This window comes from Acinetobacter sp. Li1LvA2 (assembly GCF_056156705.1).
Genome location: NZ_JBSICF010000012.1, coordinates 1 through 25,201 on the forward strand (window position 1 = coordinate 1; position 25,201 = coordinate 25,201).

Genomic DNA, 25,201 nt, shown 5'->3' on the forward strand with positions numbered 1-25,201 from the left:
GCCGAGCAGAAAAAAGAAGGTGGTACTGGTGCAGGTACAACGAAATATACCTACCTTGCAGATAAGGTGACCCTCGACAAGACGGTGATGACACCGACCTCAGGATCTATCCAGACTACTCAATATGCTTATGAATGGTGGGATAGTGCCAAGCAAAGCAAAATCACTACGACGGTAGATGGCTTAAAGGGTGAAACCAGCTTGAGCTATAACATAAATGGACACTTAACTGATTTTGTTGATGATAGAAATACTAATAATAGACGAGTAGCGACTTACATTAATAACTCACAAGGGATGGTGTTACAGCGTAATGAATTAATTAACGATTCAATAAACCGCTATCGTAACTTCTACTATGTGAATGGGCAGCGTGTAGGTGACTTGAGTAATGACGGTCCAACCCGTGAAGACTACGTACAGAACCTGCAAAGCAACCGTGCGACAGCCACTCAAGTCAAAGACTTTAAACCGATTTCATCGGCGGACTTTGACCAGAACTTTGAGCCGATTAATGCGCAGTATCCATCGAGTGCAGCGACCAGTTATGTGGTGAATAACGGGGATACCTTACAAAGCATCGCATTGTCGGTTTGGGGTGATGCATCGATGTGGTACATGCTGGCTGATGTCAATGGCTTGAGTGCGACGGACAAGTTAACTGCGGGACAGGTATTAACGGTTCCGAACAAGGTCACCAACATCCATAACAACAGTGAGACATTCCGGCCTTATAACCCGGGTGAAGCGATTGGGAATACCCAGCCGACGGTACCGAGCCCGCCACCGCCACCGAAGCCGAAGAAGAAATGTGGTGGTATTGCCCAGATTGTAATGATTGTGGTGGCGGTTGTGGTGACCATTTATACCGCAGGGGCTGCAGCCGGTTTAATGGCTGGAATGGGTAGTTCTGCATTCGGAGTGGGCGCTGCATTTTCAGCAGGCTTAACTGCGATGTCAACCAGTGCTGTTGCTGCCGGTATCGGTGCGGCAGTTGGAAGTGCAGCGTCACAACTGGCTGGTAAGGCCATGGGGGTTGTGGATAGTTTCTCATGGTCACAAGTGGGTATTTCTGCTCTTACAGCGGCAGCTACAGCGGGTGTGGGCGGAGCATTAGCTCCTGCAGGGGGAACAGCTGGAACTACTGGGGCAACTGCAACTCAAAGTAGCTGGGCAAGCGCAGCAAAGACGGCTATTAATAATGGTGGTTGGGTCGCTAAAGGGGCTGTATCTGGGGTTATAAGCTATGGCACGAACTATTTAGCTAATCAGGTATTTGGCAATAACCAGAGCTTTAGCTGGGCATCACTAGGTTCATCAATTGTAGGGTCAATTGCAGCAGCCGGAATGGGGGCGAAAGGAGTATTTGAACGTCTAGGCACGATAGCAAGCCCATATGCCTACTCTTTAGCAGGTGCTAATGCAGCGGCAGTGATTGATGACAAGTGGTTTGGTGGAACGAAACCAGATTACTTAAATGTATCAATGGCAGCAATCGCCAATGCAGGTGTACGTCAGTTTGGGGATAATTCAAGCTCAAGTCAATATAAATCCAATATCACTGTCTATAACCCTGCGACAGGTGAACGTACTGCATTGGAAAATACCCCATCACTTTATGCATATAGTGGCGGTGAATTCATTGATGATTTGAGGAATTTTAACTGGTCTGGCATCCGTGATGGGATTAGGGAAGAGTTTTTTGATTATAAGCCTAATAATAGTCGAGAAAGTGCTATTGCTTTAGTGAATGGAGCGAGTAGTGATGTTACACAATTGCCTACCATTAGAGTTCAAGCTGAAGCTACCGACAGTATTGTTTATGCACTCGGTGGTGTAAATAGTACTTACAACATGACAGCAGCATTAGCTGGTATTCAGCAAAAAGCAATGCGTCAAGGTGCTGAGATTCGTCCTTTGAATTCTTTAGAAGCTTTTTACCAAACACAGGTAGGAAGCCATGTAAATGCATGGAATAATGGGGTCATGAACTTATATAAAGGGGGATTTGCATTAGCACGTGAAATTGCATATACCTCATATGATGCGAGTATAGGTTCTGTCTTAAAGGATATTAATCCTAAGCATAAATCTGTGAGCTGGTTTGCTCAGTCTGTTGAAAATAATGGGATTGTATCTACTGCGAAAGATATGGTAGGTGGTACAGCAACTGGAGTATTAGAGCCTTTAAGAGCTTTGAATCGAGGGGATTATGTTGGTTTTACTGAAGCAGCTCCTGGTTTGATTGCATCAGCTATGGGTACTAGAGCTTCTTTTTTGCCAACTAAATCAAATAGGTTTAATTTTCAAGTAAATCAACAAGGCATACCTTATAGCTATTTGGAAAATATTTCAGATATTAGTGGTTCAGAGATAAAAGTATTAGAAGGAAAATATTATGCTTTAGAAGCGAGCGGAGCTGATTATAAATCCCTTATACGAGATTATGTTGATTCTAATAAGTTTGGAGTGAATTTAGAAGATGCTCATTATATTATGGGATATACAACTAATTTTTTCCAAAAAGACTTAAATAGTAAGTTATTTACGGGTGAAGGAATATTAAGTACTTCTGAAATTCGCACGATCAACAGTTTGAACACTGCTTTAGAGAAGTTACCGTCACAAAGTGGAACTTTCTATAGAGGGCTAGGAAATGTTCCAGATTGGTTTGATTATAAATACGAGAAAGGAATGACAGTATATGATAATCATTTTTCTTCGATCAGTAGAGAGTTAAGTGAAAACTATAAAGCAAATCGAATCATGGAAATTCATGCCAGTAATGCAAAAGATATATCAGCATTAGCAATGGATGTAAATTTTGCTCAATATATTAATCAAACTTCTACGACATCTGAGTTTGTGATGAGATCTGGTACGAAATATAAGGTATTGGATAATGATGGAGTAACAAAGTTGATTATTAAGGAGAAATAAAGATGGCATTTTTAATTGAAGGATATAATTTGGATAATGAAATATCTTTGGATATATTTTATCCAGAATCCTTCCGATCTTTAGATGAATTAATTGTAATTCATGAGGAGAATCTGATTGTTGTAAAGGAGATTTGGAGTGGAAAGATGTGCGATACCTTTTTTAATTTGCATACTCTAGAAAGGATAGACCCGTTTAAAAGATATAATCAAGAGAATGGAAAAGCATTTATAGAAAAAATTGATGATTTAACAGTAGTAACTACAGTCAGCGTTGAGAAAGAAACGATGGCAGAATATTTGTTCGGTGCTGTTTTTAAAAATGGCCAACAAATATTTAAATCTTTTGATGTAAGATACTTTTCATTACCAACACTATCTACATATGAAAAATATTTAAATATTCAGTCCAACTTAAAAGTTATTCAGAAAAATAGAGAAAATTTTTTCAAAGAATTTAATGGTTTATCTTTTGAAGAAAAAGTCTCAAAACTAAGACAAATATTTAGAACTAACTTTAGAACGAATTGTGAGATAGGTTACTATCCACCTGAGTATTTTTTACCTCAGGAATTATTTGAATCGCTTGATAATGACACTGAGTTTAGAACAGCACTTTTGGAAGTTTTAAGGCTTGAAGAAAGCGCAACAAATGAGCCAGCATCCGTGGTTTTTGATAATTTAATAAAACACTATGTTTATTGTAAAGAGACTTAATTCTGATGTTGACTGAAATTGCTATTGCGGATGCTTATGGTGCAGGGTTTGAATTTTGCAGCGAAGATAAGATTATTTCACTTAATAATTTAGAATTATATAGCAAGCATGAGTTATATGATATTTTAGGCAAGTATACAGATGATACTCAAATGTCGATTGCGATAGTGGAGTTTATATTATCAGATCAAGAATGGACTAAAGAAAATATAGCTTCAAAATTTATAGAATGCTTTAAAAGAGATGTAAGATTAGGATATTCAGAAGGTTTCTTTAATTTATTAAGTAAAGTGGAGTCTAGCAAAGATTTACTTGAATTAATAATACCAATTAGTGAAAGAAATGGGGCTGCGATGCGTTCAGTTCCTATTGGCTTTCTAAAAAATAAAGAAGATGTAATTGCTTTAGCAAAGTTACAAGCACAAGTTACGCATGATTCACCTATAGGAATTCAATCAAGTTGTGCTGTCGCGTTAGCTGCCTATTTTGGAACTCGCCAAAAAGGTTCTATTAGGGATTTAAAGAATTTTCTAGAGTCAGAGCAATATGGAAATTGGGATTATAATTGGAAAGATAGAGTTTCCCTAAATGCATATGATACGGTCAGTGCGGCATTAACGTGTTTATTAAAACATAGTTGTTTAAGTGAGCTTCTAAAGTCATGTATTAATTTAGGTGGAGATACTGATAGCGTTGCAGCAATAGCTGTTGGTTTGGCTACATGTTTTATAGAATACAAAAAAGATTTACCTATTCAACTTTATAATAATTTAAATGAAGATAAATATGGAGTACCTTTTTTATTAGATTTAGAGAGTAAGTTTCTGAAAAAATGCAATTTAGATAATTAATTATGGCACTAAGTCATCAAAACTTAATGCCATATTTTTAAGTAAAAATAATATACTCTTTACTTAATCTTCTTAAAGATAAAGTCATTAATTTTATGACCTGACTCGATGCCACGGCGTTCGAACTTAGTCACTGGACGCCAATCTGGACGAGGGTAACTGTTGCCTTTACCCGCCAAGTTTTCCAAGTTTGGACGGTTGTCTAGTACATCTAACATCCAATCAGCATACGGTTCCCAATCTGTTGCTGCGTGGAATGTGCCACCAAGCTCAAGTTTTTGTTCAACCAATTGCATACGTTCATGAATAACAAAACGGCGTTTGAAATGACGTTTCTTTTGCCAAGGATCTGGGAAATAAAGTTGTACGCAGTTAATGCTGTTGTCTGGCATTTCACGTAAAACCTGAATTGCGTCTGCATCAAGTACACGTAAGTTTTTAAGTTCCGCCATACCTGCTTCATAAAGACACTGAGCAATACCAGGTACGTGGACTTCAATACCTACATAGTTACGTTCAGGGTTCGCTTTTGCCATAAGCACTAATGAACGACCCATACCAAAACCGATTTCAACAGTTAAAGGACGTTCTGGATGTTCGAAGTGTTGGCGTAAGTCACCAACAGGATATTCCAAAATTAAATCGCGATGTTGTTCTAATGCCGTGCGTTGAGACGTATTAAGGGGTGCTGAACGACGCATAAACGTCACAATTTCACGGTGTTCAGGCAAATTGTCTAAGTCTGCAATTTGCGTTTCTAACTGATCGATCGACATAACCTTGGCAATATTGAAATTCAAATGCGGTATTTTAAGTCTTCATGTGGTCAAGTCAAATGTTTCGGTGTTTTTCTTCATGCAGATGTCATGTTCAATATTTAATCTAAGAATCTATATAAATTTCAAATGAACATATTTACTCATGAAAACTTTTCAATTACGCACACTTTTTGTGCTATTAGGGGCACTGGGTGCTTTTACCTATAGTCCTTGGGCACAAGCACAGCTCATGTTTAGTCAATATGTTGACGGCAGTAGTAACCGCAAAGGTTTGGAAATCTATAATCCAGACGGCGCTACAGTTAATTTATCTGATTATGAGATTCAACAATTTAATAATGGTGGTACAGCAAAGACTGTGGCTTTTCGTTTACAAGGCACGCTCGCGAGTAAGCAGAAGTTTTTAGTGGGGCGCTCAGAGTTACAAACTGAGCTTGGAAGTAAAGTAAATCAGGTCGCTGCTTTATCTTTTAATGGTGATGATGCGGTTGTACTTGTTTATAAAGGTACGCCTGTAGACCGTTTTGGCCGTATTGGTGAACGCCCAGCTGCTGGATGGGGAACAGCCGTTTCAAGCTTGGGAAATAGTTTTAAGCGTATTGAAACTGAGAACCCTGCTTTAAGTATTGATGCAACCGCAGCATTTGATTTGGATCGTTCATGGTCAGCTTGGACAAACCGAAATGACTTTTCAAATTTATCGAGTTCTATAACACAGCCACCTGTTGAAACAGTGAGTTGTTCAAGCCCCGATACACCAATTGCTGATTTAGCAACCGCAGCGCAAAACCAGACTTATACCATACGTGGGGTGATTACTGCCGACTATCGTTATGCCAATGGTTTCTCAGGTTTTTATGTTCAAACACCTGATACGAAAGCACGTGCAAATGTCAGCAATGCCATTTTTGTTTATATTCCGAATAGTAGTGCCGTGAAAGGTGGGCAAGTTGGCGATGAAGTTATTTTGCGTGGTCGTTTAACGTCTTATCAAAGCCAATTACAATTAGATCAATTACAACAAGATATTCAAGCCTGTAATAGCAATATGGCAAATCAAGTTCAGCCGATTAACCTTGAACTTCCGTTTGCTAGTTTAACGGGTGGCTCAATTAATTCACCGCAGCGTTATCAAGGTATGTTGGTCAAATTACCTCAGACTTTGACGGTGAGCGAGAACTACAATTATGGTCGTTATGGTGAACTATCTCTAAGCCTAGGTCGCTTATATATTCCAACCAATTTATACCCAGCGTTATCTCCTGAAGCTAAAGCTCTAGCCCAGAAAAACTTACTGTCGAAAATTATTTTTGACGATGGCTATAACAATCAAAACCGTACTCCGTGGTTACCGACAAATTTTAGCGCTGCCAATACGCTACGTTCGGGTTATCAACTTAAAAATGCTGAAGGTATTTTGGAATACCGTTTTAATGGTTGGCGTGTGCAACCTGTACTTGGGCGTAATCAACCTGAAGTGATTACTCAAACAAACCCACGTCAAAGTGTCATTACCAAAAATGCTAATCACATTCGCGTAGCTTCATTTAATGTTTTGAACTATGACAATGGTGCAACTGGTTTCCCAACAGAGCGCGGCGCAACGACACAAGCTGAGTTTGATAAACAGCATCGTAAAATTGTGAGTGCGCTCAAAGCGATTGATGCCGATGTGTATGGTTTAATGGAAATTGCGAACAATGGTTATGGGCCTAACAGTGCAATAGCTCATTTAACGAGTGCTTTAGGTAGCGATTGGAAGTACGTTGTTCCTGAAAACTTAGACCGTTTAGGTGGCGATGCAATTGCGGTTGCTATTATTTATAACAGCAAGCGTGTTAAGCCTTTAAATAAACTTGTTGTGCTTGATTTAGGCGACAAGAACCGAACAACATTGGCGCAAAGTTTCCAAGCCGTTCGTGGCAATAAAACGTTTACTGTTATTCCAAACCACTTGAAATCGAAAAGCTGTAGCGGAGTTGATGCTAACTCAAGTGATGCAGACCAGAAAGATGGGCAAGGTTGCTGGAACCCGACTCGTGTAAAAGCAGTTGATCAAATTGTGCAGTGGTTAGCGAAAAATCCGACTCAAGTGCCTAAGCAAAATGCTTTACTTGTCGGAGATATGAACAGCTATGCAAAAGAAGAACCAATTTTGTCATTTGAAAAAGCGAACTACAAAGTTTTGCTGAATGACGCCAAGGTAGGGCAAGGGGCTCAGGCATATAGCTATGTTTTTGGTGTTGCAAGTGATGCCAATGGTAATGGTGGAGCAGGTAACTTAGACCATGCAATTGCGGATGCCTCTTTATATCCAAAAGTGGTAAGAACCTTTGCATGGCATATCAATGCAGATGAGCCAACAGCTTTAGACTACAACGAAGAATATAAAACTGATGAGCAAAAGACATTGTTCTATGGTGAAGATGCTTATCGTTCTTCAGATCATGACCCTGTAATTGTCGATCTAGATTTAAATGGAAAAGACTTAAGCCATCCTGATGATGATAAGAAAAACGGTATTTTTGATTTCTTAACTGAATTAATGAATTGGCTTAGTCAGCTTTTTAAGCGTAATTAAGGGGAAAGTTGCGTGACGCAAATGTGTTTTATCATATTTTAAACAATCGTCACGCAAGACAACTTGCAAGGAATAACTTTTTCAAGAATATTAGATGGTGTAAGTATTTTATAAGTTTACGCTTTTTTACAATTAAAGAATTGTGCAAACCTTGCAGGTTTTCTAGAAGCAATTTAAAACGTTAATATGAGATAACAAGGATCAGATATGAAATTATATTATTCGCCAGGCGCATGTTCTTTAGCTGCACATATTATTTTAAATGAAATTAATGTTGATTTTGACTTAGAACGGGTAAATTTAAAAACTCATAAAACAGAAAAAGGCGCAGATTATTACGAGATTAATCCAAAAGGATATGTACCAGCTTTAGAAATTAATCCGGGTTTAATGTTAACTGAAAATGTGGCGATTTTACCGTTCCTTGCTCAGCATGACCCTAAACAAGATTTGATTCCTCCATCAGGGATGGGCCGTGCGAAAGTATTGGAATGGTTGGGATATTTGAACTCTGAATTACATGATGCTTATGCTGTATTCTTCGGGGCGCCGTTAACAGCTGATGAAAAAACCAAAGCTTATGCAGAAATTGATCGTCTTTTAAAATATATCGATAACTATTTGGCTGAGTCTGATTATGATTATCTCGTAAATGATAATTTTGGCCCAGCAGATGCTTATCTATTTGTTTTAACAAATTGGTCAAACTCAATTGAGCATGACTTAACACCATATAAACATATTATTGCGCTACGTAATAAAGTTGCAGAACGTCAATCTGTACAAATTGCGATGCGTGATGAAGGTCTAATTTCATAAGTAGTTTTTAGGTTTAAAAAAAGCCCCTGTTTAAACAGGGGCTTTTTTATTTTTAGAGATTAGTGTTGAGCATCTTTTTTCACTTCAGCAGCGGTATTTTCAACAGCTTGAGCTGTATCAGCAGTTGCCTTACGGGCAGTTGCTTCAGTTTTTGCAGCAGCTTCAGCGGTTGCATCAGCAGCGTGGTCAGCAGCAGCATCAATTTTGTTTGAAGCGTTGTCTGTTGCAGTTGCAATATCATTAGCAGCTTTATCACCAGCAGACTTAATATCAGCACTTGCTTGTTGAGCGGCATTTTCTAAGTGTTCACCCGTTGTCGCACCTGTTTCTGGAGCTTTATCTTTATTACATCCAACAAGGGCAACGGTCGCAGCAAGACCTAAAGCAACAAGTAATTTATTCATTGTGTTTTTCCTTCTAATTCATGGCATCCAAATATGGATGTCTAAAATATAAACATAAACTAACTGATTAATAAAGATCGAAAATTGTTAAAGAGTTGTAACTCCAATATTAAAAAAGCCTAGCATTTTGTAATGCTAGGCTTGAACTAAACAATAATAATTTGACTGATTTTATTGCCCAGAACGGATGATGTAATCAAACGCAGAGAGTGATGCTTTAGCACCTTCACCTGTAGCAATAATGATTTGCTTGTAAGGTACAGTCGTACAGTCACCTGCAGCAAATACACCTTTGACATTGGTTTCGTTGCGATCATTGACAATGATCTCACCACGGTTGGTTAACTCAACTTCACTGTCTTTTAAGAAGTCAGTATTTGGCAATAAACCAATCTGTACAAAGATCCCTGCTAGCTCGACTACATGCTCTTCATCAGTCGCACGGTCTTTATATTTAAGACCAGTCACTTGTGAGCCATCACCCAACACTTCTGTACTTAAGGCATTCATAATCACTGTTGTGTTTGGCAAGCTATGCAGTTTGTTTTGCAAAACTTGGTCAGCACGTAGTTTTGTATCGAACTCAACCAAAGTCACATGCTCAACAATTCCTGCAAGGTCAATCGCAGCTTCAACACCTGAGTTACCCCCACCAATCACGGCAACACGTTTGCCTTTGAATAATGGACCATCACAGTGTGGGCAGTACGCGACACCACGGGTACGGTATTCTTGCTCACCCGGTACATTCATTTCTCTCCAACGTGCACCTGTTGAAAGGATCACTGTTTTCGATTCAAGTTTCGCACCGTTTTCAAGTTCAACTTCAACCAGACCATTTGCAGTTTGGTTGGCACCCGTGATTTTGCTAACACGTTGCAGGTTCATGATATCGACATCGTATTCACGAACGTGTGCTTCCATTTCAGCAGCAAACTTAGGACCTTGTGTCTTTTGCACAGAGGTGAAGTTTTCAATGTCCATGGTATCCATCACCTGACCACCGAAGCGTTCAGCCACGATACCTGTGTTAATGCCCTTACGTGCTGCATAGATTGCTGCTGTTGCACCCGCAGGACCACCACCAATCACCAATACATCAAAAGCATCTTTGGCATTGAGTGCTGCTGCATCTTTTTCAGCTGAGTTGGTGTCAAGTTTTGCCACAATTTCTTCAAGGGTCATACGACCTTGACCAATGTGTTCATTGTCTTGGAATACCATTGGTACAGCCATGATTTTGCGTTGTTCAACTTCGTCTTGGAAGAATGAACCATCAATCATGGTAGCTGTGGTGTTTGGATTATAAATTGCGATCAGGTTAAGCGCCTGTACTACATCAGGACAGTTATGACAGCTTAGCGATACAAACACATCAAAGTTTGCTTTGAGGTTTAAACCTTTAATCTGGTTGAGTACTTCATCAGACACTTTAGGGGCATAGCCAGAGACTTGTAACAGTGCCAAGATCAAAGATGTAAACTCATGGCCCATCGGTAAGCCTGCAAAGAACACACGAGGCTGTTCACCTGCTTTAGCCACACCAAAGCTTGGACGACGTGTATTGTTGCCATCAAAACGGGCAGTGACTTGGTCAGAAAGCTCGGCGATTTCACTCACCAGCTCTTTAATTTGAGCAGCTTTATCTGATTCATCTAAAGCAGCCACTAATTCGATTGGACTTTCTAAACGTTCTAAGTAAGCTTTTAATTGAGTTTTAATGTTTTGATCTAACATCTGTTTTTACTCCAATGCATCCAAATTCTTTCAATAGATGCATAGTACGTTAAAACATAAAATAGGTAAAACAGTATGTTTTTATATATTTGATCGGTTTTTTGAATTATTAAAAACATTCATAAATAAGATCAAGAATTTATCTTTAAAATCCACTTTTTTAGCTTTTGTAGCGTTTTAAAGTGAAAGTATTTAAAAATTTATATATGTTATATGGCTGTAAAGATTTTATGTCATAACATTAAAAGGTACTTTCATGTCATTGCAACGCGGCATTTATCAGCATTATAAAGGTAATCTCTATCAAGTTTTTTCTGTGGCAAAACACAGCGAGACTGAAGAAGAATTAGTCGTTTATCAGTGTCTTTATGGTGACTATTCAACTTGGGTACGTCCGCTAGATATGTTTACTGAAACGGTTCAAATAGCTGATGGAAGTATCGTGCCGCGCTTTAAGTTAATTCAAAGCACTTAACTCAAACGGCTTTCATATAAAATAACGATTTTAAAGGGTGAATATATGCCAAATACTTTTTTCTTACAAAGAGTTGCCGATTTATATGACACCTTTAAACGACATGATGCCCAGCAGGCAGATCGTTTGCTGAGGTATCGCAATATTGAGGCTGAGTCTGCAAAACTACTTTCGCAATTTATTCGAATGCAGCAAGCCAAATCAATTTTAGAAATCGGGACTTCAACAGGTTATTCTACTTTATGGCTTGCTGAGGCGGCACAAGCCACTCACGGAAAAGTAACCACGCTTGAAATTGATGCCAATCGTAGTACCGAAGCGAAGCGCCATGTTACAGAATTGGCATTAAATGAAGTCGTTGATTTTTGGGTAGGAGATGCCGCCGACTATTTAAAAGAAGCTCAAGAAACTTTCGATTTTATTTTGTTAGATGCTGAGCGTCCTGCTTATGAAGATTATTGGCCCGATTTAAAACGTTTAATGAAGCCAAAAGGTGGCGTGCTGATTATTGATAATGTTATTTCACATGCAGCTGAGGTCAGTTCATTCTTAGCTTTAATTAAAAAAGATGAAAATTTTATGAGCAGTATTTTACCCGTAGGTGCTGGTTTATGTATGGTGGTTCTGAAGTAGGTTCGCTTTTTTGAGATATTCTTGCCGATAAGCTTGTGGACTACAGCCCTGTACTTTATTAAATGCACGAGTGAAATTGGCAGGATTGGAGTAGCCCAGTTCATAGGCAATATGGGTAATGGTAAAAGTAGAATTCTCTAATAAATCAATGGCACGCTCAGTGCTGATTTGTTGCTTTAAATTTTGAAATTCGACGCCTTGCTGTTGTAAATAGCGTTGCAAAGTTTTAGTCGAAATATTTAATACTCTGGCACATTCCATTAGGGTTGGAACTTGATTGGCTTGCCGCAACATCATGCTAACCCATTCAACAATTTCACCTTGATGATAGATCTTCTGGATTTGTTCCTGACAGCGTTGTTCAACTATTTTTAAACTATGTGCATCAGCTAAAGGCAAGGGCAGTGCTAATTGTTGTTGATCAATCACCACGCGTATACCTGAAAACCACGTATAGTTAAAGTGGAAATGGGCTTTCACTAAGGATATGTAACGTTCTTGATAACTCGGCTCCGGAATACTCAAATACACTTGGTAGCGTTGTAATTGCTGACCTGCCAATTCTAACAAGCTGTAGTAAAAGGCCACGGCAATCGCTTCAATATGAAAGGCTAAACATTGCTTATTCATCTGCAAAATCGGTTCAAATAATAATTCAACCTTTTGCTGATTGGTCGGAAACCCAATGCTGAGCTTAAAACTCGGCATAATCAGTCTAAAATATTGTGCAATCAGCCTAAGTGCATGTTCCAAATTAGGACTGGTCATTAGCGCATAACCGACCAGACTATGTGAGCTGAGTTTGATATTTTTACCTAGTTCAAAGGCTAGGTCTTGAGTGTTGGGCAGACTTAAACCCATCTCAATGAATTGTTCAATTTGCTGAATCGACAATAATTCTGTTTTTGCCAGTTCTTTTTGGAATGCTCTCAATAAATCATTATCGTATTGATGCGTGCCGATTAAAATTTCAATCAGTCGTAAATAATAACGTGATGGGATAACCGGAATCTGTTGCTTCTGCACAAGAAAAACTCAGCAAAGTCTTAAAATGATAATAGCAAGTCTTAAAATGATAATATAGAGGGGCTATGAACGAGCACAATCAATTCAAGCAAAACATTTTGTGTTTGATTGGAGTCTCTAATGAATATGCATACTCAACTGGATGTCGAGCAAGCGACAACAACATTTAAGGATAAGAAACGTCATTTATGGCTACTGGGTTTGGCTGTACCAACCATTGCAATGGGTGGGCTAGCAGGCTATCAATTGGGTCCTAAAAAAACTAAAAAATTCTTCGCTTCATTTGGGCCATTATTTATTCATGGTGTTATTCCTGCATTAGATAAACTGATTGGGGAAGACAAGGAAAATCCGCCATTAGATGCAATTGCGGGTTTAGAAGCGGATCCGTATTACGCTCGCATTGTTAAACTTTTTATTCCTTTGCAATACGCGACCAATATCTATGGAGCATATTTAGCTAGTCGTAAAAATACATCTCTTGCTGATCAAGTTTTACTTGGAACTTTAGTAGGCATGGTCAATGGGATTGCCATTAATACGGCACATGAACTTAGCCACAAGAATGGGCAGCTTGAACATTATTTATCGCATTTAGCCTTAGCACCATCGGGTTATAACCATTTCCGAATTGAACACCCTTATGGGCATCACCGCCGTGTTGCAACCCCTGAAGACCCAGCATCTTCACAATTTGGCGAAACCTTTTGGAAGTTCTTACCACGTACTGTAATTGGCAGCTTTAAATCGGCGATTGAAATTGAAAAAAATCGTTTAGAACGTAAGAAATTGCCTTTCTTCTGTAAGGAAAATGAGCTGATTCATGGCTGGGCAATGTCGGCTGTGTACCATGCAGCCATGTTTGCGAAATTTGGTGCGCGTTCGATTCCATTTCAAGTTACTCAAGCTGCGTATGCAATAACTTTGTTTGAATCGGTGAATTACATTGAACATTATGGTTTAAAGCGTGCAAAGAAAGAAAATGGCCAATATGAACGTACTTTACCAGAGCACAGCTGGAACAATAATAATGTGGTGACTAATTTGTTCTTGTATCAATTACAACGCCATTCAGATCATCATGCCAATCCAACTCGCAGCTTTCAGACTTTACGTCACTTTGAAGATGCGCCGCAATTACCAGCAGGTTATGGTGCAATGATTTTGCCTGCATTTATTCCATCTTGGTGGTCAAAAATTATGGATGATCGCGTTGTCGAGCACTATAAGGGTGACCTTAGTAAAATCAATATGCATGTTGATGTGAAGGAAAAAATGCTAGAGAAATATATTGAGCAAAATGACGCGGCTTAATAGCCAAAATATATAAAACAGATCAGCCCCAGCGGGCTGATTTTTTATGATTAAGCAGAAATACGGAGTCTGTTAAAATGCAGATCAAACTCAAGATATTTGTGAACAAATGCAGTTTTATCATTGGTACGTAACAAATTATTGTAGATAAACTCTGGAACTGGATGGTAGAGCTCACCTGAGCCATTGCTATAGAAAATTTTTAAATAGCGTGAAGAAACATCGTATTTCCAAGAGGTTACAACAACAGATTTTTCCATATAACTACTCCTACTTTTGTTTGATCTTTTAATACATATATAAAGCTCTTTTGTTTCATAATTCGACAGTACTCTAAGTTAAGCAGGCTGACAATTCATAAATGAATATTGCTATAAATTTATAAGTATAAGAATTGTAAAAAATTAGCTATATAATTTGAGTAGAGAATAGGGCTTAGATTTATAAAAATAATCAATAAAAAAACCACCCTAAAAAGGGTGGTTTTCAGACGTAGTGGTCTAATCTAAAAAATTAGATTTTACCAACTAGGTCGATAGATGGAGCAAGAGTAGCTTCGCCTTCTTTCCATTTAGCTGGGCAAACTTCACCTGGGTGAGCGTGTACGTATTGAGCAGCTTTTACTTTACGAAGAAGTTCAGACGCGTCACGGCCGATACCACCAGCGTTAAGTTCAACGATTTGGATTTTACCTTCTGGATCGATAACGAAAGTACCGCGGTCAGCTAAACCTTCAGATTCGATAAGAACGTCGAAGTTTTTAGAAAGAGTCCAAGTTGGGTCACCAACTAATGGATATTGGATTTTTTTGATTTCTTCAGAAGTGTCATGCCAAGCTTTGTGAGTGAAGTGTGTATCAGTAGATACAGCATAAATTTCAACACCAAGTTTTTGGAATTCAGCGTAGTTGTCAGCTAAGTCACCAAGTTCAGTTGGACAAACGAAAGTGAAGTCAGCTGGATAGAAGAATACAACAGACCACTTACCTTTAAGGTTAGTTTCGTTAACTTCAACAAATTGGCCGTTGTGGTAAGCAGTTGCTTGGAATGGTTTAACTTCAGTATTAATCAAGCTCATCATTGTCTCCATGATTGAGGTTTATATTTAAACTTGTTTACGAGATGTAGAATAAATAAAAATTCTTTATTGGGGAAATAGTATTTTTACATGACTAAAATCGGAAAATTGAATAAGTGATAAATTTACGATTTTTAAGTCCCCAAACACTGTATTCGATTTGACTGCAAAAACATGTAAATCAAATGACAGTTATCGTAAAAGAAACTTGCATAACAACATGAAGTCTACTTAGTCAAAATTCAAGGGTAAAATTTTAAAAAAATAAAAATATATAAAAAACCAAGTGTTTTACCTGAAGGGCATTAGAGCGTAAAATAGCGGATTGTTGTAATTTCAGGAAAGTTTGTCTGTGCAGAATGGTTTAAATATAGATCAATGGGTGATGGCGAGAGATCGTTACCGTTTAAATCGTTTGCGTAAAGATAAAAAAGCCAATACAGCAGAGATTGAAAAATTATTTGAACAATCGAATGCCAAAGTAAGACAGCGTTTTGAACGTCTACCTAAAATTAAACTGAATCAGGAACTACCTGTTTCTCAATATGCTGACCGTTTAATTGATGCGATTCAAAAGCATCAGGTCATTATTGTGGCAGGTGAGACGGGTTCAGGTAAAACCACTCAGCTTCCTCAAATTGCAATGCTAGCAGGTCGTGGCTTAACGGGTATGATTGGTCATACACAGCCTCGTCGTTTAGCTGCACGTAGTGTTTCTCAGCGTATTGCAGAAGAAGTCGGCGAAAAGCTTGGTGAATCGATTGGTTTTAAAATCCGTTTTAATGAACAAGGTTCGCAAGATTCCATTGTACGGTTAATGACCGATGGTATTTTGCTTGCCGAGTTAGGCAATGACCGCTTCTTGTCTAAATATGACACGATCATTATTGATGAAGCGCATGAACGCTCACTCAATATCGATTTTATTATGGGTTATTTAAAGCAGTTACTGCCAAAACGCCCAGACCTAAAAGTTATCGTGACTTCGGCAACTTTAGATGTAAATCGTTTTAGTAGTTACTTTAATGATGCGCCTATTTTTGAAGTAGAAGGACGTAGTTATCCTGTCGAAGTGCTTTATCGCCCAATTTCAGAAATGAATATTGGCGGCAGTGATGATGATGAGTTTGATGATTTCGAAGAAAACCTTCCTCGTGCAGTTGTACAAGCGGTAGAAGAATGCTTTGCGGATGCAGAAGCAAAAGGTCATCCAGAACATGCCGACATTTTAATTTTCTCAAGCACAGAGCAAGAAATTCGTGAGTTGCAGGAAACTTTGCAAAAGTACGGACCCAGACACACCGAAATTTTACCTTTGTATGCGCGCTTAGCTGTTTCTGAACAACAAAAGATTTTTAGTCCAGGTGGAAAAGGCCGTCGTATTATTATTGCGACTAACGTGGCTGAAACTGCACTGACTGTTCCAAATATTCGTTATGTGATTGATAGCGGTTTTGCCCGTATTTCTCGTTATAACTACCGTTCACGTGTGCAACGTTTACCCATTGAAGCAATTTCTCAGGCTGCTGCCAATCAGCGTAAAGGGCGCTGTGGTCGTATTGCGGCGGGTGTGTGTATTCGTTTATATAGCGAAGAAGACTTTTTAAGCCGTCCTGAGTTTACCGAACCTGAAATTAAACGGACTAACTTAGCGTCTGTTATTTTACAAATGCACAGTTTAGGTCTGGGTGAGCTAGAAAACTTTGATTTTATTGAGCCACCAGATTTCCGTCTAGTCAATGATGGCCGGAAGTTGCTGATTGAGTTAGGGGCACTTAACGAGAAGAAAAATGAGCTGACTAAAGTCGGGCAAATGATGGCACGTATGCCAATTGACCCAAGACTCGCTCGTATGATTGTTGGTGGTGCTCATTTTGGTGTACTCAAAGAAATTTTAGTGGTTGTCAGTGCGCTTGCAGTGCAAGACCCGCGTGAGCGTCCGGCAGACAAACAAATGCAGGCTGACCAAAAGCATGCTTTGTTCAAAGAAGCCGATTCGGATTTTCTGTTTTATTTGAAGCTTTGGGATACTTTAAATCCTAAAGGTGAAGCTGGCATGTCTGAAAATAAACGACGTCAGTTTGCTAAGCAGAATTTTTTAAGTTGGTTACGTTTACGTGAGTGGAAGCAGACACACCAGCAATTAGTTGAGTTAGCAGAAGGTTTAAAACTCAGCTTTAATGAAAAAGCTGCGAACTATGAAAACTTGCATCGTGCATTATTGACAGGTTTATTGTCTTTTATTGCCAATAAAACTGATGAACGTAATACCTTTATGGCAGTGCGTCAGCAAAAGGCTAAAGTTTTCCCTGCAAGTACGTTGCACAAAACAAATACCTCTTGGGTGATGGCTTTTGAGATGGTCGAAACCTCTCAAGTGTACTTACGTACTTTAGCCAAAATTGACCCTGAATGGATTTTGCTTGCTGCACGTGACTTATTAAAATATCACTATTTTGAGCCGCATTGGTCTAAGAAAGCTGGGATCGTAAATGCATATGCGCAAATTTCGCTGTTTGGTTTAATTATTGAACCAAAACGCTTAATTAATTTTGAGAAGGTTGACCAGCCTGCTGCTCATGAGATTTTCTTACGTGATGCATTAACCACAGGTAATTTGGGTACGATCCCACCATTTTTAAAACACAACTTACTTAAACTTGAAGAAGTGGAGCGAGTTGAAGATAAATTGCGTCGCCGTGATTTAGTCGTCGATGAAGAAACGATTTATCAGTTTTATGCCTCTAAGATTCCCGAAGAAATCGCAAGCCGTCGTAGTTTTGAAGACTGGCGCGCGACGGTAGAAGCAAATAACCCACGCTATTTATTTATTGAAGATGATTCACTCTGGCTCAATGACCGACCAACAACGCAGCAATTCCCAGATCATCTACACAATGGGCAGCTACGTTTAGCAACGACATATCATTTTGACCCGAGCCATGATGAAGATGGTGCGACTGTTCAAATTCCTGTACAGGCATTGCCTCAGGTTGATGAAAATATCTGGTCATGGGGAATTCCGGGGTGGCGACAAGATTTAATTGAGGCTTTACTTAAAGCTTTACCTAAAGACAAGCGTCGTAATGTAGTGCCTATTCCTGATACGGCTCGTAAGCTCATGCAAGGCATTGATGCTGTACATTTACGTGAACATATCTTTAGTTATTTAGCTTTTGCCTTACGTGGTGAGCAAATTACTGACAAAGATTTCTCGTTTGAACGCATTGATCCATATTTGGTGCCTTTCATTAAGGTGATTGATGAAAAAGGTAAGCTGATTGCAAAAGGCCGTGATTTACCTGAATTAAAAGCGCGTTGCCGTGTGGAAACACATCGCCCAGTAAAACAGCAAAAAGGTGAGTTTAAAAACTTCCCTGAAAACTTTACTTTTGAGGCTTCTCATAAAGTTACGGGCGTTGTAGTAAAGCAATATCAGGCTTTGGTCCCTACAAAAGCTTTTGCTGAAATTGAAGCTAAAGATGACTCAGGCGTTGTTATTCAAACCTTTAATGATCAGGCTGAAGCTATTAAGCAGCATCGTGAAGGGATTATCCGTCTGGTCCATATGCAACTTGGCGATTTGGTTCGCCAGTTGAAAAAGCAGATTTCAAAACCGCTCGCTTTGGCATATTCACCTTTGGGCGATAAAGCTAAGCTTGAGCAGATGTTGGTCTATGCAACGTTGCAAATGGCAATTACAACTTTGCCAATTGATGCAGATGAATTTAACAAACTGCTCGAGCAGGTCAAAAAGCAATTTTTGAGCCATGGTCAGCAAGCACTTGAGCAATTAAGTGATATTTATATTCAATGGCAGCAAATTCGCCGTCAGCTTTTAGTGCTTGACCGAGATATATTTGGCCGTAGTGTTGATGATATTGAAGATCAACTCGATTTAATGTCACTTAGCAATTTTGTTTACTGCCAACCCGTCGATCTTTGGCAGGAATATCCACGATATTTAAAAGCACTGCTATTGCGTTTAGATCGATTGCCAAATAATCTACAGCGAGATCATGCCGCTATTGATGATGTCGATCCATGGATGGACAAGGTATTTAAATTCAAAAACAATCCCAAAATCAAAGAATTGTATTTGATGTTGGAAGAGTTTCGCATTTCTTTATTTTCTCAACCGATGAAAACCAAGATGCCTATTTCGCCAACTCGACTGCAAAAGTTATGGGATCGTTTGGGAATCAGTTAAGATAGATCGGGGTCTGTTTATGTTGTTGTTTAGCTTACAACGCAATTTATAAATGAAAGATTAACAGACCCTATTCATTTTTTTAGGAGTTTTACATGGGCATTCGTATTACAGGTACTGGGCTATTTCACCCAACAGAAACCATTTCTAATGAGGAACTGGCCGTCAGTTTAAATGCTTATGTGGAACAATATAACCAAGACAATGCAGAGAAAATTGCAGCAGGTGAACTAGAAGAATTACGTGGTTCAAGCGCTGAATTTATTGAAAAAGCTTCTGGTATTAAGCGCCGTTACGTGATTGAGAAATCAGGTATTCTTGATCCATCACGTTTACGTCCTCGTTTGTCTGAACGTTCAAATGATGAACTTTCACTTCAAGCAGAGTGGGGTGTTATTGCTGCGAAACAGGCAATGGAAAATGCAGGCGTAACTGCTGAAGATATCGATGTTGTAATTTTGGCATGTTCAAACATGCAGCGTGCTTATCCAGCAGTTGCAATTGAAATTCAATCGGCACTTGGCATTCAAGGGTATGCCTACGACATGAACGTTGCATGTTCAGCTGCTACTTTTGGTTTGAAACAAGCGGCAGATGCAATTCGTTCAGGTGCTCGCCGTGTTTTATTGGTGAATGTTGAGATTACCTCTGGTCACTTAGACTACCGTAACCGTGATTGTCACTTCATTTTTGGTGATGTTGCGACGGCTTCTATTATTGAAGAAACCACGACTAAAACTGGTTTTGAAATTTTAGATATTCATTTATTTACTCAATTTTCAAACAACATTCGCAATAACTTCGGTTTCTTAAACCGTAGCGAAGATGCAGTGGTTGACGACAAGTTATTCCGTCAAGATGGTCGCAAAGTCTTTAAAGATGTTTGTCCGCTCGTAGCAAAAATCATTAATGCGCAGTTGGAAAAAATGCAGTTAACTGCAAACGATATTAAGCGTTTCTGGTTACATCAAGCCAATGCCAACATGAATGAACTAATCTTGAAATATGTGGCTGGTAAAGAGGCAGATCTAAGCCGTGCCCCAATTATTCTGGATGAGTTTGCCAATACCTCTTCAGCAGGCGTTATTATTGCTTTACATCGTACAGGCCATGAAGTAGATAATGGCGAGTATGGCGTGATTTCATCTTTCGGTGCCGGTTATTCAGTAGGTTCGATTGTTGTACAAAAGCACGTTGCTTAAGTTACTAGATTAATTAAAAACGCTCGTAAGAGCGTTTTTTTATGGGTCGAAAATAATAAAACGGACTAAAATTAGCCCGCTTCAATTGAATCAAAAATGATTAAAACTTTTTGGTATAGTTTACAAACAAGCGGTCTTCACCAAAATCATTGCCATGTTTAACGTTGTAATCAATGCGAATATATTGCAGGGCAACGCCTTTTAAGAATGGCTGTTGAAATGCATAGTTTAAAATCACATTTGACTCGGTTTCATGGTTTTTCTCACCATTGGCTGCTTTAAAATCATGGCCGTAAACATATTTCACCATCGCATTTAAGCCCGGTACATAGTCTTTAAAGTCGTAGCCGTACATCACATGATAGGACTTTTCGTCTTCTTTAAAGAATCCGGTGGCATTCCAGTTAATGAAGTACGTTTCTGGCAAGAAACCGTCCGGTAAGGGGTAAGCCGATTCACCCATAATCTGTTGGTACCCCAAACCAAAGGTATGATTTTTTACTTTGAGAGTTTCTAGCACCCCAATATTTTGTGCATCAATATCAAAAGTATTGCCATCATCTTTTGCATTGAAATATTTAAACTTAGACGTAAGAGCAAAGTTAGGTTGTTTCCAATTATGTTCAAGTCCAACATAGTGTTTGTTGTAGAGGTCTTCTAAATTACCAAAGTAATATTCACCCTTTAAAGACGGCGTAAATTGATAGCGCAGGTCAATATAATTTAAGCCATCAGATTCTTTGGTAATTCCATTTGCCGTAAACGAAAACTTTTTAAAGTCTTCTTCATTTCGTGGCGAGACTTTTTCAACTCGACCAATTTCAGCATAGAGCTGATCTGAAAGTTGCGACTTAAGATTGGTTCCCCAATAAGAGGCAAGCAATTGTCGGCTTGCATCCACAGCTGTTACGGGCAGGTCTAACCAGAGTTCACCGACACTTAAAAGTGTTTTGTCATAACCCAGTTTTAAAGTGGCGCCGTATTTTAAAAAGTCCGATGCCTGAGATTGTGTTTCCTTATTAAAAGGCAAAACTGTGTCAGCAACATGTTTATCTGAACTCAAGCGAACTGCGTATTGAACAGAAGCATCAGCACCAATGGTAATCGGCTTGTCTGCAATTTGCAGTGGAGTGTCATGCATTTTTGATTTATAAAATAATGATGCTGCTTGAGACCAGCTGCCCGTATCTTTGAGCGCATCATTATCAAAATTACGGTTGATATAAGCATTCTTTAGCGTGAACTTCCATTCATCTTCACTTTGTTGAGCCGTATCTGCTGCCCATAAACTTGAGCTAGTCAAAAAACCTAATAATGTTGCTATTGCTAAATTACATGGTTTAAAGCGGTGTAATAATTCCATAATCCATTTCCAAAAAGATGCGCCAGTCCTCGGCGCATTTATATTTACTGCTGGGTAAGTGTGTTTTGAGGGTTAAAAGTTGATGGAGTTTGTGCAGCAACAGAGGCTTTTAGATTGACCATAAATATTGCAAGTGCAGCAATCACACCCGGAATTGCAATCGCTAAGAAATTCATTTGGTGCGGAAGCTCAAGTGTGAGTAGGGCTCCGGTTAAAACTGGTCCAATAATTGCGCCGATACGACCAATGCCAGATGCCCAGCCCATGCCAGTTGAACGAAGTGCTGTCGGATAGAACTGCGCAACAAAAGTGTAGAGTAAGATTTGTGAGCCAATTGTGGCAGCACCAGCAATTGCAATCAGGCTATATAAAATAAATTGCGGACTATTAATGCCAAGTAGAATTAAAGCTGCTGAACCCACAATAAACATGATTGTAATAACAGGTTTTAAATGGAATCTGTCCGCTAAAGCACCGCCACCAATTGCTCCGACCATGCCGCCAATATTGAGCGCGAAGAGGAATAACATGCTTGCACCTAATGAGTAGCCTGCTTGCAGCATGAGTTTAGGTAACCAGCTTCCTAAGGCATACACCATGAGTAAGCACATGAAGAAAGCAATCCAGAACATAAATGTGCTGAAGGTACGACCTTGCTGGAAAAGTGCACGGACAGGAGCATCTGTTGTTGTGCTTTCGTTTAATACCAGTTGTGTATTGGCGTTTACCTGAGTTTGAGGCGCAATTTTACAAACAATACTTTTTGCCTGCTCGCTATGGTTCGATTTCACTAAAAAGGTGAGAGACTCTGGCAAAAATTTCCAAATGAGTGGGAGCAATAACAGGGGAATACCCGCAATTAAAAACATGATTTGCCAGCCCATATCTTTAACGAGCCATGCGCCGAGTAGAGCAGATGTCATGCCACCAATTGCGTAGCCACTAAACATAATTGCAACTAATGTACTGCGGATTTTTTTGGGTGCGTATTCGGTCATAAGCGCAACGACGTTTGGCATAACGCCACCAATCCCAAGACCTGCAATAAAGCGTAAAATAGCGAACTCAGTTGGTCCTTTGGCAAAGGCACCAATAAAGGTAAATCCACTAAATAAGGTGACACAAATCAGGATGGTTTTTTTACGCCCTAATTTGTCTGAAAGCGTGCCGAAAATCATGGCACCAAACATCATGCCGAATAGAGCAGCACTGGCGAGTAAACCAGCTTCTACCGCAGTTAATGACCATTGTTGCATTAACAGAGGAAGAGCAACCCCGTAAATAACTAAATCATATCCATCAAAAATAATAATAAGTAAGCACCAGATTAAAACTTTCCAATGAAAAGATGTGAAACTGGCTTTATCAATTAACTCATTAATATTAACCTTGCTCGTATCCATTTTCTTCACCTCCAATTTGTGAAGCATCGCGTTATTTTTTAATAAACTATTTTGTTATTGGATTAGAGTCAAAAACCTAATTGATATATCTTTATGTCTTTAAGGTATTGTGTTTTTATTGATTTAATTGTTTGAAAAATATGTATTTATTTTTATTGTTTTAGCTTTCTTTATTGTGTCTTTAAAATAGGGTTAAATATTGTATTATGAGAATTTTAAGGATTTTCGAGATGTTTTTTAATAGATTTTATTGATGAAAATCACAGCTAAAAATATAGCTAAATTTATATTATGAGTTGAAGTGAAAATATAAAAACAAAATACTAAAGTCTATTATTTAATTATCTTTTAACTTGATCTAAAAAATGAAATTTAATCTATATTAAATAAAAAACGCCAAATCAGAATTAGCAAATTATTTGCATTTTGATTTGGCGATTGAGGTTTTGTTTTAGTGAGGGCGCTTAGATAAAAAATTAATTTGTGGCCGGAGTTGAGCGTGGTGTAAGAATGAAATGTGCGATTACACCAATACAAATACCCCAAAAAACTGAGCTTAATCCAAGGAAATGCATGCCTGATGCTGTCGCTAAAAAGGTAATAAGTGCGGCATCACGTTGATTGTCATTTTTCATGGCAACAGATATATTGGTGGCAATCGCTCCAAGCAAGGCTAAACCTGCTAGTGCTGCAACCAACTCTTTAGGAAGTAAGCTAAATAGCATGACAATACTGCCAGCAAATAAGCCTCCTAAAATATAAAAAATTCCGTTGGCAATTCCTGCGATATATCGTTTTTCTTTGAGTTCATGTGCATCTTTGCCCATACATAAAGCAGCGGTAATTGAGGCAAGCACAATCGTAATACCACCGACGCAAGCAACAGCTAAAGAAGCAATACTGGTGACAGTAATAATGGGTTTGGCTGGAGTGTCGTAACCGCTGAGTTTCATAATTGCCATACCCGGTAAAAATTGGCCGGTTAGGCTGACTAAAATGAGAGGAACAGCGAGGTTGAGCGTTGAGTTCCATGTCCATTCTGGGCTAATCCACTGCGGGATCGCTAAACTAAAACTCACATCAACCGGATTCATTTTGCCTAAAATGAGGCTTAATAAAACTCCAGCAGCTAACACCCAAATCATGGTATAGCGCGGCATTAAACGTTTGGCAATTAAAAAGACAATAAGCATGCTAAAGACAATAAAAGGCATGCTATCAGATGCAGTAAATAGACCAATACCAAATTGAAAAAGAATACCAGCCATCATGCCCGCAGCGACGTCTTGCGGAATCCACTTCAGTAATTTGTCGAAGTAACCTGTAACGCCAATTAAAAAAATAACGATGGCAGACGTAATATAGGCGGCTACCGCTTCATTCAACGAGACATTGGGAAATAAGGTAACTAATAGGGCAGTGCCTGGTGCAGACCATGCGGTTATGACAGGCGTTTTATATTTAATCGAAAGATAAATACCTGAAACGGCGGCACCAATTGAAATTCCCCAAATCCATGACACCATCATATCGGTTGAGACATGGGCACGCTGAGCAGCTTGGAAAAAAATAATCAGTGGGCCTGAGTAAGAAATTAAAACTGCAAGAAAGCCAGCAACTGTTGCTGATATGGACCAGTCATTTTTTAATGTCTTGAACAGGGTTGCCATT

Annotated in this window: 19 protein-coding genes; 10 read left to right on the forward strand and 9 right to left on the reverse strand. The window is 39.0% G+C overall.

Annotated elements, in window-relative coordinates:
- From ACS604_RS17530 to ACS604_RS17540, 3 genes are all read left to right on the forward strand, one after another.
- On the forward strand, positions 1-2,940 hold a 2,940-nt coding region (locus ACS604_RS17530; protein ID WP_474772408.1), incomplete at its 5' end, for a LysM peptidoglycan-binding domain-containing protein.
- 2 nt (positions 2,941-2,942) lie between these two features.
- Positions 2,943-3,656, forward strand: coding sequence for a hypothetical protein (locus tag ACS604_RS17535; RefSeq protein ID WP_474772410.1), 714 nt, complete (start codon positions 2,943-2,945; stop codon positions 3,654-3,656).
- Between the two features lie 5 nt (positions 3,657-3,661).
- Entirely contained in the window at positions 3,662-4,507 is an 846-nt protein-coding gene (locus tag ACS604_RS17540) for an ADP-ribosylglycohydrolase family protein (protein WP_474772412.1), read from the forward strand.
- A 59-nt stretch (positions 4,508-4,566) separates the two neighbouring features.
- On the opposite strand, the gene trmB is transcribed toward ACS604_RS17540, so the two are convergent.
- Positions 4,567-5,283 carry a tRNA (guanosine(46)-N7)-methyltransferase TrmB gene (trmB, locus tag ACS604_RS17545; RefSeq protein ID WP_004793641.1) on the reverse strand — a complete coding sequence of 239 codons (717 nt, stop codon included), beginning with the start codon at positions 5,281-5,283 and terminating at the stop codon, positions 4,567-4,569.
- 145 nt (positions 5,284-5,428) lie between these two features.
- On the opposite strand from trmB, the gene ACS604_RS17550 reads away from it, so the two are divergent.
- Both ACS604_RS17550 and ACS604_RS17555 read left to right on the forward strand, forming a co-directional pair.
- Entirely contained in the window at positions 5,429-7,867 is a 2,439-nt protein-coding gene (locus tag ACS604_RS17550) for an ExeM/NucH family extracellular endonuclease (RefSeq protein ID WP_474772413.1), read from the forward strand.
- Between the two features lie 207 nt (positions 7,868-8,074).
- Entirely contained in the window at positions 8,075-8,686 is a 612-nt protein-coding gene (locus tag ACS604_RS17555; protein ID WP_004793637.1) for a glutathione binding-like protein, read from the forward strand.
- Positions 8,687-8,745: 59 nt separating this feature from the next.
- On the opposite strand, the gene ACS604_RS17560 is transcribed toward ACS604_RS17555, so the two are convergent.
- Positions 8,746-9,090 (reverse strand): hypothetical protein, encoded by a 345-nt coding sequence (locus tag ACS604_RS17560; protein ID WP_004793635.1) that lies wholly within the window; start codon positions 9,088-9,090, stop codon positions 8,746-8,748.
- 171 nt (positions 9,091-9,261) lie between these two features.
- The gene (gene ahpF / locus ACS604_RS17565) at positions 9,262-10,827 is read right to left on the reverse strand and encodes an alkyl hydroperoxide reductase subunit F (protein ID WP_474772415.1); all 1,566 of its coding nucleotides are present in this window, start codon (positions 10,825-10,827) and stop codon (positions 9,262-9,264) included.
- Positions 10,828-11,083: 256 nt separating this feature from the next.
- On the opposite strand from ahpF, the gene ACS604_RS17570 reads away from it, so the two are divergent.
- Complete coding sequence (locus ACS604_RS17570; protein WP_004793632.1) at positions 11,084-11,302, forward strand: DUF1653 domain-containing protein; 219 nt, start codon at positions 11,084-11,086, stop codon at positions 11,300-11,302.
- A 45-nt stretch (positions 11,303-11,347) separates the two neighbouring features.
- Complete coding sequence (locus tag ACS604_RS17575; RefSeq protein WP_353156929.1) at positions 11,348-11,935, forward strand: O-methyltransferase; 588 nt, start codon at positions 11,348-11,350, stop codon at positions 11,933-11,935.
- On the opposite strand, the gene ACS604_RS17580 is transcribed toward ACS604_RS17575, so the two are convergent.
- Positions 11,912-12,961, reverse strand: a complete 1,050-nt coding sequence (locus tag ACS604_RS17580) for a helix-turn-helix domain-containing protein (RefSeq protein WP_474772417.1) — start codon at positions 12,959-12,961, stop codon at positions 11,912-11,914. The genes ACS604_RS17575 and ACS604_RS17580 overlap by 24 nt on opposite strands.
- Positions 12,962-13,081: 120 nt before the next feature.
- Between ACS604_RS17580 and ACS604_RS17585 the strand changes: the two genes are divergently transcribed.
- Positions 13,082-14,275: an alkane 1-monooxygenase gene (locus ACS604_RS17585; RefSeq protein ID WP_474772418.1), complete on the forward strand. Its 1,194-nt coding sequence runs from the start codon at positions 13,082-13,084 to the stop codon at positions 14,273-14,275.
- A 50-nt stretch (positions 14,276-14,325) separates the two neighbouring features.
- Here the strand turns inward: ACS604_RS17585 and ACS604_RS17590 are convergent, their stop codons facing one another.
- The gene (locus ACS604_RS17590; protein ID WP_004793625.1) at positions 14,326-14,535 is read right to left on the reverse strand and encodes a KTSC domain-containing protein; all 210 of its coding nucleotides are present in this window, start codon (positions 14,533-14,535) and stop codon (positions 14,326-14,328) included.
- 253 nt (positions 14,536-14,788) lie between these two features.
- Complete coding sequence (gene ahpC, locus ACS604_RS17595; protein ID WP_003652649.1) at positions 14,789-15,352, reverse strand: alkyl hydroperoxide reductase subunit C; 564 nt, start codon at positions 15,350-15,352, stop codon at positions 14,789-14,791.
- A 352-nt stretch (positions 15,353-15,704) separates the two neighbouring features.
- Between ahpC and hrpA the strand changes: the two genes are divergently transcribed.
- Positions 15,705-19,562, forward strand: coding sequence for an ATP-dependent RNA helicase HrpA (hrpA, locus tag ACS604_RS17600; RefSeq protein WP_474772420.1), 3,858 nt, complete (start codon positions 15,705-15,707; stop codon positions 19,560-19,562).
- A 95-nt stretch (positions 19,563-19,657) separates the two neighbouring features.
- Positions 19,658-20,764 carry a beta-ketoacyl-ACP synthase III gene (locus ACS604_RS17605; RefSeq protein WP_474772421.1) on the forward strand — a complete coding sequence of 369 codons (1,107 nt, stop codon included), beginning with the start codon at positions 19,658-19,660 and terminating at the stop codon, positions 20,762-20,764.
- Positions 20,765-20,864: 100 nt separating this feature from the next.
- Here ACS604_RS17605 and ACS604_RS17610 read toward each other — a convergent pair whose 3' ends face one another.
- The 3 genes from ACS604_RS17610 to benE form a co-directional block, all read right to left on the reverse strand.
- Positions 20,865-22,127, reverse strand: a complete 1,263-nt coding sequence (locus ACS604_RS17610) for an OprD family outer membrane porin (protein WP_474772423.1) — start codon at positions 22,125-22,127, stop codon at positions 20,865-20,867.
- 44 nt (positions 22,128-22,171) lie between these two features.
- Positions 22,172-23,530, reverse strand: a complete 1,359-nt coding sequence (locus tag ACS604_RS17615) for an aromatic acid/H+ symport family MFS transporter (protein WP_474772425.1) — start codon at positions 23,528-23,530, stop codon at positions 22,172-22,174.
- 476 nt (positions 23,531-24,006) lie between these two features.
- Complete coding sequence (gene benE / locus ACS604_RS17620; RefSeq protein ID WP_107882523.1) at positions 24,007-25,200, reverse strand: benzoate/H(+) symporter BenE; 1,194 nt, start codon at positions 25,198-25,200, stop codon at positions 24,007-24,009.
- Between the last annotated feature and the right edge of the window lies 1 nt (position 25,201).

What these genes read in the sequence shown, in the direction of transcription:
- ACS604_RS17575 (WP_353156929.1), top strand. Translation starts at nt 11,348, where the DNA reads ATGCCAAATACTTTTTTCTTACAAAGAGTTGCCGATTTATATGACACC.
- ahpC (WP_003652649.1), bottom strand. Translation starts at nt 15,352, where the DNA reads ATGAGCTTGATTAATACTGAAGTTAAACCATTCCAAGCAACTGCTTAC.
- benE (WP_107882523.1), bottom strand. Translation starts at nt 25,200, where the DNA reads ATGGCAACCCTGTTCAAGACATTAAAAAATGACTGGTCCATATCAGCA.
- ahpF (WP_474772415.1), bottom strand. Translation starts at nt 10,827, where the DNA reads ATGTTAGATCAAAACATTAAAACTCAATTAAAAGCTTACTTAGAACGT.
- ACS604_RS17540 (WP_474772412.1), top strand. Translation starts at nt 3,662, where the DNA reads ATGTTGACTGAAATTGCTATTGCGGATGCTTATGGTGCAGGGTTTGAA.
- ACS604_RS17585 (WP_474772418.1), top strand. Translation starts at nt 13,082, where the DNA reads ATGAATATGCATACTCAACTGGATGTCGAGCAAGCGACAACAACATTT.
- ACS604_RS17605 (WP_474772421.1), top strand. Translation starts at nt 19,658, where the DNA reads ATGGGCATTCGTATTACAGGTACTGGGCTATTTCACCCAACAGAAACC.
- ACS604_RS17550 (WP_474772413.1), top strand. Translation starts at nt 5,429, where the DNA reads ATGAAAACTTTTCAATTACGCACACTTTTTGTGCTATTAGGGGCACTG.
- ACS604_RS17610 (WP_474772423.1), bottom strand. Translation starts at nt 22,127, where the DNA reads ATGGAATTATTACACCGCTTTAAACCATGTAATTTAGCAATAGCAACA.
- ACS604_RS17570 (WP_004793632.1), top strand. Translation starts at nt 11,084, where the DNA reads ATGTCATTGCAACGCGGCATTTATCAGCATTATAAAGGTAATCTCTAT.
- ACS604_RS17615 (WP_474772425.1), bottom strand. Translation starts at nt 23,530, where the DNA reads ATGGATACGAGCAAGGTTAATATTAATGAGTTAATTGATAAAGCCAGT.
- ACS604_RS17590 (WP_004793625.1), bottom strand. Translation starts at nt 14,535, where the DNA reads ATGGAAAAATCTGTTGTTGTAACCTCTTGGAAATACGATGTTTCTTCA.
- ACS604_RS17535 (WP_474772410.1), top strand. Translation starts at nt 2,943, where the DNA reads ATGGCATTTTTAATTGAAGGATATAATTTGGATAATGAAATATCTTTG.
- ACS604_RS17555 (WP_004793637.1), top strand. Translation starts at nt 8,075, where the DNA reads ATGAAATTATATTATTCGCCAGGCGCATGTTCTTTAGCTGCACATATT.
- trmB (WP_004793641.1), bottom strand. Translation starts at nt 5,283, where the DNA reads ATGTCGATCGATCAGTTAGAAACGCAAATTGCAGACTTAGACAATTTG.
- ACS604_RS17560 (WP_004793635.1), bottom strand. Translation starts at nt 9,090, where the DNA reads ATGAATAAATTACTTGTTGCTTTAGGTCTTGCTGCGACCGTTGCCCTT.